This window comes from Fibrobacter sp. UWB5 (assembly GCF_002210295.1).
Taxonomy (GTDB): domain Bacteria; phylum Fibrobacterota; class Fibrobacteria; order Fibrobacterales; family Fibrobacteraceae; genus Fibrobacter.
The window spans coordinates 130,876-147,181 of record NZ_MWQH01000007.1 but is presented as its reverse complement, the minus strand read 5'-3'; the positions used below and the strand labels follow the sequence as shown (position 1 = coordinate 147,181).

Sequence of the window (16,306 nt, the reverse complement as noted above, 5' to 3'; positions counted from 1 at the left end):
CTCCTTTTTTATGGGTCCTTACTTCGTTACCGTAAAGCGATGAACCATCCCATTCTTCGCTCTAATCAGGTACACGCCCTTTTCCGAAACCATGGCGCGCACCTTAGACTGAGCCTCGCTTGCACTTGTCGCAAACACGGAGCCCACAAAGTTTCCGTTCAGGCCATACACGCGGTAAACCTGTTCGGCCTGCACATCGTAGCGCACTGCATTTGCGATACCCGTCGGATCAATCGGTTCCGGGTCCGTAGCGTTTGCGCCCTTCACGAATGTGAAGTAGTCAATATCGAGCCAGGCGCCAGTAACCGTAAAGCGGAGCACATGTTCGCCCGCAGGGAGCGTTACATTGGCCTTCACCTTGTTGTAATCGTCGTAATTCTCTTCGCCGGAGCTTGCTGCCGGCACCGCGATTTCTTCGGTAATGTCCTTGCCATCCAAGGAGAGCTTGAAGCTCGAGGTAGAGCCAGCCGCAGCAACAGCCGCGAACATGGTGTAATCACCTGCATCCTTTACGTTCACGGTGTATTCGAGCCAGTCGCCTTCGCTGTTGTAGCCCACAATGACGCCGGTCGCCTTCTTGTAAAGGTCAACGCCCGTGCCCTTGCGGTAATCGCTATCGCCGTGGTTTTCGGAATCGGCGTCATAGTAAGAGGTGCCATCTTTACCCTTGCCCGGAACGTCGAAGTTTTCTGCTTCGATCTTGCCCGGGAGCGCAACGGCAGGGCAATTTTCACCAGCAGCGCAGAACGGAGTCTGCGGAACAGGTTCAGAGCCAGCGCCATCGAGATAAATTTCATCGTTCACGTCGGTACCGACCTTGAACCAATCAAAGTCTGCGTAACCACCGGCCTGCTTGGTCGCAAAGTTGAAGAGGCCCCAACGGACGCCCACGAACATGTGGAGGTCGTAATTGAGCTTCACGTCGCTACCGATTTTTGACCAAGTATTGCCATCGGTACTGTAGTAGAAGTAGGCGGTGCCGCGGTCAATCGGCAAGTCAAAATCAATTCGCAGGTAAACCTTGGAACCAGAAATCGCCTTGCTATCCTTCAGGCTTTCACCATTCTTGTTTCCGGTGTACATCACCACCTTGTAGCTACCGCCATCTTTAGCGAGCGCCACAAAGCCCTTGTCGTCCTGCAGGGCAACGAGGCCAGCCATATCGCCATCCTTCATGCCGGTGCCATCAACAAGCGTACGGCCAGAACTCTTGGGGCCAAAGGAACGCTGTGTCAAGGTGTTCTTCGCAGTCACCACGCGGCTATCGGTGCGACTCGTAGTAATGCGGTAGAAGCCCGGATTTGCAGACAAGCTCCAGTTCTTGTTATCGGGGTTATGGTTGAACTGCCATTCGAGAGCAAGTTCACTAGATTCAAAGTCATCAGAAGTCACCATGCCGTAGCCCGGGAGCGGAGTTTCGGGCAAGTCAATTGTGGAGGGAGCCTTGGAGCCGCTAGTCGGGACCGGCCAGCCGTCCTTCCATTCCATCGGGACCAGGTGCGACATACGGCCAACCGGGCCGGAATCGCGGAACAAAAGTGCATACCACTTGCCCTCGGGAGTATCGAAAATGCCACCCTGCGCAACGCCGTTATCGGCCAAGAACACCCTACCGGTATAGCCCGAAAGCAGGCTCTTGGAACGGTAAACCACTTCGGTACGGCAGGAGCCATTCGGCCAGGAAATCGTGAACAGGTAGTATTCGCCGTTCACCTTTTCCATGTGCGAGCCTTCCTGCTGCACAATATAGCCGCTCTTACCGGTTGCCTGGTTCACGCTCACACCGCCAAGCTTGCCGCTCTTGCCGCCCTGCTTGACGCCGCTCGCATCGTCATTCAACTGCACATAGCTGATCTGGTCGCCGCTGCCGTAAAACACCCACACGGTGCCGTCGTCATCGAAGAACAGAGAAGGATCGTGGTAGAACGGGAGCTGCACTTCGGACCACTGGCCACTTTCCACGTCGGCGGTTTTGTAAAGGTGCGTCTTGCCCGTCGTGTAAGACGGGGTCAGCACGTAGAAAAATCCCTTGTGGTAACGGATGCTCGATGCCCAGGAGCCCTTACCGTAGGCATCATCGCCATTCAAGTTCATCTTGTTGTTATTGGTGAGAGTCTGGTAGGCATACCCCACCGTGCGCCACTGGGCCAAATCCGTGCTCTTAAAAACAGGCACGCCCGGGGCAAAATGCATGGTCGTCGTGACCATGTAATAGGCGTCGTCAACGCGGACAATCGAGGGGTCCGGGCTGTCGACATACATAATCGGATTGTTGACTGTTACAGCGTAAACTGCACAAGAACTGAAAAGGGCAATGCCCAAACTTTTAAACCATCCCATGTTAGTACTCCTTTTGTGGGCGCACCACCGCCCATGCAAATTTCTTCATAGTAAAATTACCCTAAAAACGGGGGAAAATACCCCCTTTTCCCACATAATCCTTTGACAAATTGTCAAAGATAGGCGTCAAAATAGGCTCCAAAACAAAAACCCCTGATTTTGCAATCAGGGGTGAATTCAAAAGAGAGAGAGTTTAAGTCCTAACCGTAAAGGAATCCGAGCACGACCGCGACTACCGAGAAGAACGCAATCTGCTTGACAATTGTGATTTCATTACTTTTCATAGGTCACCACCTTTTGCTTAATGCCCATCTTGCCGGCAGAGCGAACCAAATACACTCCCTGACGGATACCCTTGACACCTTCCTTGATCATGCGGACTGCAGCATCCATGCCAGAGGCCTTGAAGCTTGCCACATGCTTGCCCTGCATGTCGAACAGGTTGAAGCTGCTTTCGGCTTCGGTCATGCTCAGGCGAATTGTATTGATCTTGCTCGGAGGATCATCACTCTTGACAGCCTTGAATTCAATATTGTCGATATCGATCCAGTCGCCTACGATTTCGAGTTTCAGCTCGTGCTCGCCCGCCTTCAGGCTAGCCTTGCCGCCGCTCACCGTCGTAAAGCTGGTAAAGCCCTTGCCTTCGCTCACGATCTTTTCTCCGATGCGGGTATCGTCCATATACAGCTCGAAGCCGCCCGTCGTATTGTCGCTAGCCACAAGCGCAGAAATTTCGTATTCGCCATCGGCTTCCACCTTCACGGTGTACTTGAGCCATTCACCCGTCTGGCAGTGGCCAACGACCAGGCCCATGTTCGGCTGGTAAATGTCCACATCGTTCTTGCGGAACTTGCCGCCTTCGTTGCCCTTGCTCAAATCGTAGTAGCCCTTGTCGGCACCACCCTTGTTGTATTCTTCGACTTCAATGGTACCCGGAATCTTTGCCGGTGCTTCGCCATACGGACCATATTCCTCAGGCGGTTCGTCCGGAACGGTTGACTGACTCGGGTCAACCAGGTTCACTGCCGGAGCATCCGGGTCAATCGTCTTGTCGATCAACTTGAGCATTTCGGAACAGTAACGTTTGCCGAGTTCAATCACGCCTTCACGGCCAAAGTGGTAGGGGTCCTTGCCGTTACCCTTCAGCCCCTGGGAAGATGCCAGACCGAACTTCTTGAACTTGCTCTTCAGCTGCGCAATACCGCCGTTCTTGGAGCTGCAGCAGCTGCCCTGGCCGGAGTTACCCGTGGGGTCGTTCATCATTTCGCCGGCAACAAACGGGACTTCGTTTTCGTCCAAGTCGAGGGCGTTGATAATGTCCTTGTAGGTCTTGTATACATTGTTCTGCCATTCGGTGCCAGATCCATCGGTTTCGCCCTGGTGGAAAATAAAGCCCTTGATGACGCCCACTTCCTTAGCCTTCTTGCCCAGGTCCACAATTCTCTGGTAAGGGTTGGAATCGTAGTCTTTCGCCCAGTTCTGGATATAACTTGCCGCAGAACTGAAATAAGCCTTGTACTGGTCCTTGTCGAAAGCCTTGATGCTCACCGCACCGATAGCCACCGGGATAATACCCACGGTAACGCCCGGCAGGGAATCGACCATGGCGCGGCCGAAGTAGTCTGCCGGAGAAAGGTTTTCAAAGGGGTGGAACATCGGCGGGATTGCGGGGTACCATTCGCCCGTCTTGATCGACTGAGTCGTCTTGCCGCTACGCTGGCTTGCGTTGGCGTTGTGCGAAGCGAGCATAAGGAAATTCTTGGGATTCGTGGCCTGGTCCACGGAAGGCACGATTTCGCCGTTACCCGCCATGTTCGACTGGCCGTAAGCGATATAAATATGGAAATTGGGGTTCGGCGCCGCATTGGCAAGCGACGCAAGCATCATGAGCCCGCCAACAAGCCACAGGGCCGGGGTTAAAAATTCAGAGACTTTTTTAAGGTCCATAGCACACTCCTTTGCAATACCCTAAAATTATCCTCAAAAAACGCCGATTTCACGCGAAAAACGCCAAGATTTATGGATAAATAGTCAACAAAAGCAAAACCCCGGAAACATTCCGGGGTTTTCCCAATCCTTTTGTAAATTTTAATTGACGGCTAGGCCGCAAAAGGCCTACTTCGCCACCTGAATCATCATCGTGCGGCCGTTCATGGACTTCGCCATGTAGGATCCGCCACGCTTGACCAGGTTAGCGGTATTCTTGCGGAGTTCCGCCTTGCCCGTTGCGCGGACCACGCCAAGATAGGTACCGTTCATGTCGAAAAGGCGGAAGTTTTCGGCTTCGGTCGGCATGTTCAGGCGTACATCGGCAATCTTGGTGTCGCAATCGGCGCAGTCCGCATCAAACTTGATGTAGTCGATATCAAAGTATTGCTGCGTCACATCCATGCGCAGGATATGCTTACCGGCCGGGAGAGTCACCTTCTGCTTGACTTCGGTGAAATCATCGTAGCTAGAACCCGTGACCGTAAATTCGCCAATGGACTTGCCGTCGATAGAAAGCGTAAAGGCGCCTTCACCTTCGGTAGCGACAGAAGCGGCAGCGGTGTAATCGCCAGCTTCGGCAACATTGACCGTCCATTCGAGCCAGTCGCCGGTAGTGTTGTAACCGGCGGCAATTCCGGTAGCCTTCTTGTAAAGGTCTACGCCGGTATCCTTGCGGTAGTCGGAATCGCCGTGGTTTTCGCTATCGTCGCTGTAAGAATCGTTGGTGGTACCGTCTTCGTTCCGGCCCTTACCCGGAATATCGAAATCTTCGACCTCAATCTTGCCCGGAATCGCAAGAGCTTCTCCCTTGAACGGAGTCTGCGGTTCAGGATCCACCGGAGTCACATTCACCAGTTTCAGCATTTCCTGGGCGTAACGCTGCCCCATGCCGCGGTAGCCTTCTACGGTAAAGTGGAGGCCGTCGCCCTTGCTTCCGTAGCCCTTGGAGCTTGCCACGCCAAAGTTGACGATGTACTTGGAAAGGTTATGCACGCGGCTGTTAAAGCCCGCGCAAGAACCGCCGTCCACCATTTCGCCGGCGACAAACGGGGTTTCTTCTGCTTTAAGGCCAAGCTGCGCGAGCATGTATTCGTAAGTCTTCTTGACAATCTGTTCCCAGTTGCTCATGCCGCCATCGGTTTCGCCTTGGTGGAAAATGATACCCTTGATAACGCCCTTTTCCTGGGCCTTTTTCGCGACTTCGATGATTCGGCCCATGGCGTTACCATCGTTACCGTAAGCCTTCACACCGCTCTGGAGCCAATCGGCAGCAGATGCAATATAGGCCTTGTAGTCATCGGGGTCGAACAAGCGGATACTCGTGCCACCCTGCGCCACCGGAATAATACCGATTGTCACATCGGGCAAGGAGTCTGCCATGTGGCGGCCAAACCAGTCTGCCGGAGAAAGGCCCTGGTTGCACTTGAACATCGGAGGCACTGCTGGGTACATCTCGCCCACTGTCGGGCGACCAAGGTTACTGCAAGACGTCGTTGCGAACATCTTTACGCGCGGATGTTCCTTACCGTCGACATTCTTGTCAAAGTTCGTGGCATTGCCTTCCATGTTGGACTGGCCATACGCAATGTAAATGTGGAAATTCGGGTCCGGTGCCGCGTTTGCAACCGCAGCGAGCATCATCAGCCCGCCAACGAGCCACAGGGTCGGGGTCAAAAACTCGGAAATCTTCTTGATATCCATTTCACACTCCTTTTGCAATACTCTAAAACTATCCTCAAAAGCCCCCTTTTTTTTGCCCCCCGTACACATGTTCTATGGATAAACCGTCAACAAACGAAAAATCCCGGAAACATTCCGGGATTTTCTCCATAAATCGGCTTGAAAAAAAGCCTATTTTGTCACCTGGATGAGCTTGGTGCGGCCGCTCATGGACTTGGCCAGGTAGGCACCACCGCGCTTCACGAGGTTAGCCGCATTGCTGCGGAGTTCCGGCATGCTCGTTGCGGTAACCATACCGAGGAATCCGCCGTTCATATCGAAAATGCGATAGCTTTCGGTTTCGGTCGGCATGTTCAGGCGAGCATTCGCAATACCCGTATTGCAATCGTCACAGGGCTTTTCGAACTTGAGGTAATCGATATCGAACCAAGAGGTCGTCACCTCGAGGCGCAGAATATGTTCGCCTGCCGGGAGCGTCACCTTGGCCGTGACATCCTTGAAGTCATCCCAGCTGGAACCGGAAACCGGAACCTCGGCAAGGGATTTGCCATCAATCGAAAGCGTAAAGCCCGGATCCGAATTGGCCGTCGCGACAGAAGCGGTCATGGTGTATTCGCCGGCTTCCTTCACGTTCACGGTATATTCGAGCCATTCGCCAGCCTGGTTATGGCCCACCACGACAGCGCCAGAGGACTTCTTGTAAATATCGACGCCCGTATCTTCACGAACCTTGGAGCATTCGGCAGTCTTGCCTTCGTCGGTGCAGGCATGGTTTTCGGAATCGGAGTCGTAATAGGTCTTGTTTTCCTTGCCGGTACCCGGAACGTCAAAGTTTTCGGCTTCGATCTTGCCCGGGAGTTCCACAGCCTTGCCACCGAACGGTTCACGCGGTACTGGTTCTGCAGGCGTTCCCACGCCCACGAGCGTCACGATGCAGTCCTTGAATTCCGAGCTGCCCGCATCCAGGGTGACAGTCACAGAGCCGTTCTTCACTTCGACTTCACCTTCATACTTGGCATTCTTCGCCTGGCTCGTGGTGTACACGTGGAATGTTTCCACATCGGCACCCTTCACGTTAACCGTTACGGTCTTGGAATTCTTGTAATCGCGGTTCACGAGCACCACAATCACGGAGTCGCCTTCGGAACTCTTGTAAGCACTGGCAAAAACTTCCTTCTCGGGATTTGCCGTAGCACCCACGCGCACGGCACCCGGGCGGATGAATCGGGCGAACTGGCTCATCACGTAACCGCGCTTAGAAATCTTGCCGATTTCGTTGCTCGGAATCTGGAGCTTGTTGCCAAAGTCCTTTTCCATGATCAGGCCATAGCAACGACGGATGTACCACCAGGTGTACTGATTGAAGTTGCCCACGACCATGGCGCGGTGGATTTCGTAAGCCACATCCATGGCGTTCACGGTATCGCGCTTGTTGGCGTTTGCCTGGTCGCCCGTGTTCGTAACCGTGCGCCAGTAGTTACCGCTGCCCTGGCTTTCGGTGTAGTGTTCCGTCATCCAGCGTTCCACGCCCTTCTGGTCAGCCAAAGAATACTGGAAGAAGTTGTCCCCGGTCCTTCTGTCGCTGGCGTAGAAGTGCGCACCGAGAATGTCCCAGTTCTTGAGGGCATTGGCATCGTTCAAGACCTTGTTGTAAAGATTCTTGTCGTAGCGGAACGATTCCGTCGAAATCACCTTGACGCCGTTCTTGCGCATTTTATCGGCGTAGCCCTTGGTGAAGTTGTAGATTTCGTCAGCGCTCCAGCAAGCCCATTCACCGCACCAGTCCGGTTCGTTACTGATGGAGATGGCGTACAGGGGAACGCCCTGGTTCTTCATGTAATCGTTGAAGTTGTTCAGGTGGTCCACGTACTTCTGGTAGTTCGAAGAAGACATGTGCTGGTTTGCGCCCGCATACGGAGAAGTCCACGGCGTCGCATACAGAATAAAGTCGTCGCCGGCGTATTTTTTTGCATACTTTGCAGCCTGAACTTCTTTATTGAAATCACTGGAATTTGCATACACCGGAATACGCAGCGTATTCAGGCCAAGCGTTCCATCGCCCGTACCAAAGGCAATTTTCGCATCGGCTTCAGAAAGGCCGCCACCGCCCTGCCACTGGTTATGCACCATGCCGCCAAAACCGCGAATGACCTGGTGTTCTTCCGTTACGTCGACATTGACCGTCGAGGCCATAGCCGAACTCCAAAGGCCAACCACTCCAAAGGCTAGGCCCACACTCTTTGCAATTTTTTGGATTGTCATCTTATACTCCTTTTTAACACAACTCCCGATATTAAAATACATTCTCGTAATTTCAAAATCAAGCGCTTTTTTCCGGAAGGAAGGGCACCCCCATTCGGGGGTGTCCTCCTGGTTGGATGTGTTTATGGGAAACTATTTGGTAGTACGCACCTTTGCAATCATGCCGTTTGCGCGATTACGAATCAGGCATATTCCCTGAGCCTTTTCGCTACCCTTAATGGAACCGTTCTGCCACATCTTAGACGCTTCAGTCATGTTGCGGGCCGTAAAGCTTGCCACCTTCTTGCCCGTCAAATCGAACACGTCAAAGCTTGCGGTAGAAGCGCTTGCAAGTTTCACGCCCTTGATTGCCGTCATACCTTCGAGCGGGTCGGAATCAGCGGCATCCTTGCCTGCAACAAAGTTGATGTAATCGATATCCATCCAGTCGCCGGTGACGGTAAAGCGGAGGATATGTTCGCCCGCCGGGAGCGTTACGTTCGCCTTGACCTTGTTGTAGTCATCAAAGTTTTCTTCGCCGTCATTCTTAGGCACAGCAATTTCTTCGGTGATTTTCTTGTCATCGATCGAAAGCTGGAATCCGGAGGTCGCATTGGCAGACGCCACGGCGGCAAACATGGTGTAGTCACCTGCTTCCTTCACGTTCACGGTATATTCGAGCCATTCGCCGGCCTGGTTGTAGCCCACGACATAGCCAGTCGCCTTCTTGTAGATATCGACACCGGTGCCTTCGCGATAGCTCTTGCCGCCATTGCTTTCGGCGCCATGGTCGTCGGAATCGTTGTCGCTATAGGAATCGACTCCAGCGCCGCGGCCTGTACCCGGTTCGTCAAAGTTTTCCATTTCAATCTTGCCCGGAATTTCCCAAGCCTTGCCGCCAAAGGGTTTCTGCGGTTCCGGCGGCGTCGTGCCGCTGCCTTCGAAGCCCCAAGCCTTCACGTACATGGTCGAATCCTGATTGCCCTTGAACACGAGGAACAGCTGGTTCACAATGCCCTTGAGGCCAGAAACTTCGCACTTGTTTTCGGCATAAGTGTTCTTGCTGCCGGTATTCTTCAAGGAACAAGTGCCTGCGAGCGTTCCCGATGCAGAACCCGTGCGGATTTCAATCTTGTTGCCGTCGGCAGCACTCGAAGCCTCGACCGTAAAGCCCGTTGCCGCAGTACCGAAATCCACGCCAGAAACGCGAATCCAGGATTCCTTGCTCGAAAGCGGAATCAGCACATGTTCAGCCCTCTTGCCCACGACAAAGTTGGAGCGGCTGCGAATGCCCTTCTGCTTGGAGCTCGTGAGAGCCGGATACCAGTCGTACGGATCGAAGTTTTCAATCTGCTTCGGGCCTTCGTCCGTCACCTTCACCGTCTGAATCGTACCGTCAGCATTGTAGAACATTTCGTCTACAGAAACGCTGCGGTGGTAACCTTCGTTCGGTTTCGGCTTGCCGTCATCGGCCGGAATAATTTCAAGTCCGTTATGGCCCTTGGCAATACGGCGGTCATGATAGACAACGTAAGAATGGCCCTTGAATTCGGCAATACCATGGTGGTTGTTGTTGCCGTTAATGCTGCGGCCGTTCATGCTCGGGTCGCCGAGAATCGTGCCCTTCCAGGTGTACGGGCCCATCACGTTGTTGGACATGCCGTAGTCAATGGTAGGCGCACCCTGCTGCCAGCCAGTACTGTAAGAGAAGTAGTAAGTACCCTTGTGTTTGTGGATGTAAGACGCTTCGAGCATCTTGCGGGTCGGCAGGTTGTTCACCTTCACGTGGCTGCCATTGCCCACCGGAGCGTTTTTCGCGTCGTTCAACTTGACGATATCGAAGTTATCGGTATTCGGGCGGCTGTTGCTTTCGCCACCACCCCACGTCACGTAGGTCGTACCGTCGTCATCGATAAAGATACCCGGGTCAAAGCACCACGAAACGCCATCGCAGCCGATAATGCCGCGGCCACCGACCAGCTTGTCCTTGCCGTTACCCACGGCGTTTGTCCACGGGCCGTCGATTGCAGGCGCCTTGATGTAGCCAATGCCGCCGCCACCGCCATCAGGGAACACGATGTAGAACGTGCCGTTATGCACCGCGATGCCAGATGCCCAAATGTCGTTAATGCCGTTCACCTTACGGGCATCGTAAATAATGCCGTAGTCAGTCCAGTTCTGCATATCCTTGCTGCGGAATGCATAGAGGGCGTAAATCTTGTAACCGTTAGAATTGTACGGAGCCGGGTCATCGGAGTCCGTGATGATATAGAAATACTCATCGTCAGCGGCAGCACCCGGGTCTGCCAGGTAATGGTAAGTAGAAATCGGGTTGTCGGCAAGGCCGAAAGCCGCCAAGCCCATGACCAAACACGCGGCCTTCTTCAGGCCTTTCACATTCCAAACATCCATAAAGGACTCCTCTGAAGGTAAAACACCACACCTTCTCCCTTAAAACTATCCTCAAAAACACAAAAAAAAGTGCCCCGGAGGACACTTTCCTTTGACTTTTTGTCAATGATTGCGTTTACAAAGTTTTACTTTGCGGTACGAACCTTGGAAACCATGCCGGTGGTGCGGTTACGGATCAGGTTCACGCCATGGGCCTTTTCAGAACCCTTCACGGAACCGTCGCGCCACATCTTGGAGGCTTCAACCATGTTGCGGGCCGTAAAGCTTGCGAGCTTCTTGCCGCTCAGGTCGAACACGTCGTACTGGGCAACCTTGGAGGCGTTCAGCTTGACATCGTGATGGATACCCGTGGTCACTTCGCCAATCGAGAACCAGTCCACATTCACGTTGTCGCCGGTAATCACCAGTCGGACAATGTGTTCGCCCTTGGTCAGGGTCGCCTTGCCGGCATCGAATTCTTCGTAGACGCTCCAGTCTTCGCCAGTCTGCGGAACCTTCACGGTATCGCCCACAGCCTTACCATCGACAAGCAGGCAGAAGCTTGTGCCGTTCTCCATACCCGTAGAGGCCGACGCCTTCAGGGCGTATTCGCCATCTTCTGGAACCACGATCGAATATTCGAGCCATTCACCAGCAGCGGTATAACCGATGGCCTTGCCAGTACCGCCAGCCACGATATCGACTCCCAAGTCGGTACGGAATTCGGCATCGCCCTGGTTTTCGGACTCGTTGTCGCTATAGGATTGCGCTTCTTCACCGCGGCCCGTGCCCGGAACGTCATAGTTTTCGGCTTCGATCTTGGCCGGAATCGTCACGGCCTTGTCGCCATAAGGAGTCTGCGGAGTCGGCGGAGTAGAGCCGCTTCCTTCGAAGCCCCAAGCCTTGATTGCCATGGTCGAATCCTGCGAGCCCTTGAACACGAGGAACAAGGATTCCACGATACCCTTCAGGCCTTCCACTTCGCACTTTGTTTCAGCAAAGGTAGACTTGTTGCCGGTATTCTTGAGCGTGCATGTGCCCGCAAGCGTACCCGTTGCAGAACCGGTATGGATTTCAATCTTGTTGCCATCGGCAGCGCTTGCCGCCTGCACCGTGAAGCCCGTGGCGGCCGTGCCGAAGTCAACCCCACTCACGCGAATCCAGGATTCCTTGCTCGAAAGCGGGAGCAACAGGTGCTCAGCGACCTTGCCCGGGCTCCAGTTGGAACGGCTGCGGATGCCCTTCTGCTTGGAACTCGTGAGAGCCGGATACCAGTCGTACGGATCGAAGTTCTCGATCTGCTTCGGGCCTTCCTTGGTGAAGGTCAGTTCCTTCATGGTGCCATCGCCATTGTAGTAGAATTCATCCACGCTCACGCTACGGTGGTAAGCGGGAGCCGGGTTCGCCTTGCCGTCGTCGGCAGGAATCTTTTCCAGGCCGTCGTAACCGTTTGCAATGCGGCGGTCATGATATGCCACATACCAATGGCCCTTGAATTCGGCAATGCCATGATGGTTATTGTTGTTCGCGTTAATATTCTGACCGTTAATGCTCGGGTTGCCCATGAAGATACCCTTGTATTCATAAGGGCCCATCGGGTTCTTGGACATACCGTAGGCAATGCGCAAGTCAGCCGTACTGTAAGACAGGTAGTAATTGCCTTTGTACTTGTGAATGTAAGAGGCTTCCATCGCCTTCGGGCCACCAATCTTCAGGTGAGTCTTGGTGCTTACATCGAAGCCCTTCATGTCCTTGTTGAGCTTGTAGATGTTAAAAATGTCGTTATTGTTGTTGTTCGCCGGGCGGCTATCGCTGCTACCGCCACCGAACGTGAAGTAACCCGTACCGTCGTCATCGAAGAAGATTGCCGGGTCAAAGCACCAACCGATGCCATCGCAATCCGCAAGGCCGCCGCCCCAGTTGTTGATGAGCTTCTTGTTGCCCGAAACGGGGTTCGTCCAGGGGCCGGCAATGCTGTCGGCGCCGATGAGGCCAATGCCGCCACCACCGCCATCGGGGAACACGATGTACAGCCTGTGATCGTTGGGGTTCACCGCAATGCCGGATGCCCAGATATCGCCGATACCGTCAACCTTGCGGGCATCGTAAATGATACCGAAGTCGGTCCAGTTTTTCATGTCCTTGGTGCGGAAACCGTAGAGGGCCTTGATGTTGTAGCCGTTGGCATTGTACGCAGCCGGGTCGTCGGAGTCGGTGATGACGTAGAAGTACGTATCATCGGCGGCAGCACCCGGGTCTGCCAAGTAGTGGTAACTCGAAATCGGGTTGTCGGCCAAGCCAAAAGTGGCAAGCCCCGCAACCATACATGCAGCTGTTTTCAGGCTAGCAAATTTCCAAACTTTTCTGTAATCCATGAGGACTCCTTCGAAGGCATAAACACAACCTAACCTTCTAAATCCAAAATTATCCTCGAATAAAAACAAAAAAGCGCCCCGAAAGGAACTTTCCATTGACACTTTGTCAATATGCACAAAAAAAGCCCCGCTTTTCGCGGGGTTTTGTTCCAAAATTAGAGCGTTGAACTATTCCAGGTCCTTGACACCGTAAATCGTGATGTCATCGACCCACATTTCGTACGGCGTGCCTTCCGTGACGCCACCGCCGAAGAAGTTCAGGTTCGTCACGTGTTCCTTGACGGCATCCCAACCGATGTTGCCACCGATATTGTGTTCGTCGGGCTCAATCAAGTCCTTCGGAGTCACCACGAAACGCTGCCAGGTAGTATCAAGTTCCAAGTGCACCCAAGCCTTGCCGTTTTCGTAACCGGTAGAATCGAGAGCGATCGAATCGAGAAGCACATCGAACGAGACGCTGATCCACTGGGAAGAATCGCTGAGTCCAGAACGAGCCCAGAACACCACGGAATCGAGCTTGCTCATATCAGTCATTTCGTTCAAGGCACGTCCCATCAAGGCCCAGTTGGCGTTGGAATCATTCTGGTACACGAAATGAGCGGACATGCCCTTACGGCCAGCCACGTTCTTTTCGGCATCCAGTTCTGCCTCGGCATACTTGGACCTAGAAATATACCAGCCATAAGTGCTGTCTTCAAAGTCGGCCAAAAGCACAACCGGGTAGACATCTTCCTTGACCGTCGTATCGGGAGCGGGCACCAGTTTCTGGCCTATCGTCACGCCCTTCGAGGTCTTGCCGGATTCCACCTTCGTATTGCTGGTACCGACCGTCATCAAGTTGCTGATCGCCGACGGCTTGCCGTCCATGTCGAGAGTCTTGTAAGTATGGAAGGTAAAGCCGACCAAAGTGAGCAAGCCCTTCGGCAGGTGGCGGAATTCGAACTTGCCGTCTTCGTCAGTTTCAACAAAGTAATCAAGTCCCTTGACGCCCACCGTCACGGACGATTCGTTTTCGGGCAAGTACACCTGACCCGAAACTGCGCCAGTCGGTTCGAGCTTGATAGACACAGAATCGCGAGACACATCGGTCACCACCACGCGCACAAACGCCTTGGTAGTATCTTGACGTGCTTCCACATTATAAGTACCGGGTTTGAGTCTCTTGAGGTTCAACCGGCCCTGCTCGTCGGTTTCGAGATTCAAGATACCCAAAGTAGAATCGGATACGACCACTCGGGATTCTCCCTTTTCGTGGTCCTTGACAAGATCCATATTATTAGCACCCGCCAGGAAATCGACCGGGCGCACCAAGACCTTGGTACGGGCAGCAGGCGAACCATCGCTCTGCTTCACAGCGAGCACCACGGCAACCGAGTTCTCCGTCTCAAGCGAAGTACCTGCACTCGGGTCAATGCCGTTGCTGCTGGAACACGCCGCAATGAGCGCTCCCACTGCTGCTGCAAAACCTATATGCCACACCCATTTCTTCATTTGGACTCCCTTTTGTCGCCCTCCACAGAATCAACGGTACGGACACCGCCCTTACGCGCAATCGGATAGAACGCCATAGAAAGCTGCATTACCCGGTCGGAGTTTTTGGCACTGTCCACCCTCTTCTGGACCAAGCGCCTAAATTCCCTAAGCATATCACCCAAGTCATCAAAGCAGGACTGGTCCACGGACAATGTAAGAGTAGAAATATTTCTTTCGTCAACGGGGATGTTATCAAGCGCATCGCTCGCCAAAGAGAGCACTTCTTTCTGGAAATGGCGGACAGCCTGTTTCTTTTCGGGGCCACCAGCCGTCAAATGGGCGTCCGTAACTGCCAATTTACCCGAAGCCATCTTCTTGACCAAGCCGACTTCCAGCAAGGTATCGATCGCTTCCTGAGCCTGGGCCTCGGTAATCGGGGGGCACAGGTCTCTAGAAATCTGCTTTACGTTAACCACGCCACCGTTCAGTTCGAGGTAGGCGCGCACGGCCGGAATCCACCAGTTCTTGAGCAGCTTGAGCTCGGCAGCCTGCAAGCTGTGGCGGTCCACATCACGAAGATCGAGGGCTTTAGCCATGAGCTCTTCGCGCTTAGCCTTGTCCTTGGTTACTGCTGCGGAGAACAGCAAGTCAAAGTATTCGGCCTCACGACCGGACAGATCAAGGATTTCCTTCGCGGCGGGGAGTGCATGAGCCGGCAAGTGCTGCTTCTTCTGCAACACACGATAAAGGTAGCTGGAATCCAACCCCAGCTTATCCCCCATCATACGGTACGAGTAGAAAGGCATTTCTGCCTTCCTGCGATCGTAGTACTCCTTCAGGAAGTCGCGATAATCCGATATGTCAGAAAACGTAACCATAATTTTTTACCCGTATATTTACAATAATAAAATAGACTTTGCAGGTAAAAAAACATATACTCGTACTAAAATTGCCGTGGACGTTTTGTCCAAAAACTTCGTGACCGCTGTCACAAGGAGGGGTAATTTTCCCGCTTTTGCTCATTTTTGGCTAAAAAGCGGGTTTTGCGGTCCAACATTTGCAAACCATTCGCAATTTTACTATATTTGCGAATCGTTCGCAAATTCGCGGATCAAGAGGAAAAAGTGGAATACAAGACGCAAGCGCGGCAAATGATCCTGGATTACATGGCCGAAAATCCCGACCGGATTTTCAAGGCCTCCGGCATTGCCCAGAGCCTGCCCGAAGTTTCACTGAGTACTATATATAGGAACCTCGCCCGAATGGAAAAGGCGGGAGTCGTGCAGATTGTCGGCGCCGACGACAACAACGAACTCCAATACCGCTACACGGGCCCCGGACAATGCGAAGAAAAGATGCACCTCGTGTGCAAGGAATGCGGCAAGTTCTTTCACCTGGAAGGCCCGGCACTCAAGGTGTTGCAGCTTTCGGTACAGCGCAGCGGATTTGAGCTCGACCAACAGCAATCGGTTTTGCTCGGGCGCTGCTCCGGCTGTTCGCGGAGGCGTCATGGTTAACGCCCTGTTCAACAAGCTGCTTGTGGTCTTGGCTTCGCTTTACGTGGCCAAGCACATGGAACACCATTGCCACGGCGAACATTGCCACGTGTGCCACCATATTCACCGTTGCCTGGAACTGATTTCGGTTTGCATGGAACTGGTGGTGGCGCCGTTTGAACTTGCGTTACGATTTTTCTATTTCAAATTAATTTGTTTCAAGGCCGCGATCTCGCAGCCCGCAACACTTGTTTCCAAAAAAGTCCTGCTGCTGAATTGATGTGTTCCGATAAACACCGGACTTATTCACACATTCAATTT

10 protein-coding genes are annotated in these 16,306 nt (G+C 53.3%); 2 read left to right on the top strand and 8 right to left on the bottom strand.

What is annotated here, in order from left to right; all coding sequences use genetic code 11:
- Nucleotides 1-18: 18 nt before the first annotated feature.
- The 8 genes from B7989_RS11050 to B7989_RS11015 all read right to left on the bottom strand — a co-directional run bounded on the left by B7989_RS11050 (nucleotide 19) and on the right by B7989_RS11015 (nucleotide 15,367).
- Entirely contained in the window at nucleotides 19-2,340 is a 2,322-nt protein-coding gene (locus B7989_RS11050; RefSeq protein ID WP_088628535.1) for a family 43 glycosylhydrolase, read from the bottom strand.
- A 273-nt stretch (nucleotides 2,341-2,613) separates the two neighbouring features.
- Entirely contained in the window at nucleotides 2,614-4,287 is a 1,674-nt protein-coding gene (locus B7989_RS11045; protein WP_088628534.1) for a sialate O-acetylesterase, read from the bottom strand.
- Nucleotides 4,288-4,455: 168 nt separating this feature from the next.
- On the bottom strand, nucleotides 4,456-6,030 hold the full coding sequence (locus B7989_RS11040) for a sialate O-acetylesterase (protein WP_088628533.1): 1,575 nt from the start codon (nucleotides 6,028-6,030) through the stop codon (nucleotides 4,456-4,458).
- A 150-nt stretch (nucleotides 6,031-6,180) separates the two neighbouring features.
- Entirely contained in the window at nucleotides 6,181-8,271 is a 2,091-nt protein-coding gene (locus B7989_RS11035) for a carbohydrate-binding protein (protein WP_088628532.1), read from the bottom strand.
- Nucleotides 8,272-8,403: 132 nt separating this feature from the next.
- Entirely contained in the window at nucleotides 8,404-10,662 is a 2,259-nt protein-coding gene (locus tag B7989_RS11030; protein WP_369829058.1) for a carbohydrate-binding protein, read from the bottom strand.
- A gap of 125 nt (nucleotides 10,663-10,787) precedes the next feature.
- Nucleotides 10,788-13,016: a carbohydrate-binding protein gene (locus B7989_RS11025; RefSeq protein ID WP_233144379.1), complete on the bottom strand. Its 2,229-nt coding sequence runs from the start codon at nucleotides 13,014-13,016 to the stop codon at nucleotides 10,788-10,790.
- Between the two features lie 168 nt (nucleotides 13,017-13,184).
- Nucleotides 13,185-14,507 (bottom strand): hypothetical protein, encoded by a 1,323-nt coding sequence (locus B7989_RS11020; protein ID WP_088628531.1) that lies wholly within the window; start codon nucleotides 14,505-14,507, stop codon nucleotides 13,185-13,187.
- A complete protein-coding gene (locus B7989_RS11015) occupies nucleotides 14,504-15,367 on the bottom strand; it encodes a DUF4423 domain-containing protein (RefSeq protein ID WP_088628530.1) in 864 nt (287 codons plus the stop codon). The genes B7989_RS11020 and B7989_RS11015 overlap by 4 nt, the downstream gene beginning before the upstream one ends.
- A 246-nt stretch (nucleotides 15,368-15,613) precedes the next feature.
- Between B7989_RS11015 and B7989_RS11010 the strand changes: the two genes are divergently transcribed.
- The gene (locus B7989_RS11010; RefSeq protein ID WP_233144378.1) at nucleotides 15,614-16,006 is read left to right on the top strand and encodes a Fur family transcriptional regulator; all 393 of its coding nucleotides are present in this window, start codon (nucleotides 15,614-15,616) and stop codon (nucleotides 16,004-16,006) included.
- The gene (locus tag B7989_RS11005; RefSeq protein WP_088628528.1) at nucleotides 15,999-16,265 is read left to right on the top strand and encodes a hypothetical protein; all 267 of its coding nucleotides are present in this window, start codon (nucleotides 15,999-16,001) and stop codon (nucleotides 16,263-16,265) included. The genes B7989_RS11010 and B7989_RS11005 overlap by 8 nt, the downstream gene beginning before the upstream one ends.
- The last annotated feature ends 41 nt before the right edge of the window (nucleotides 16,266-16,306 follow it).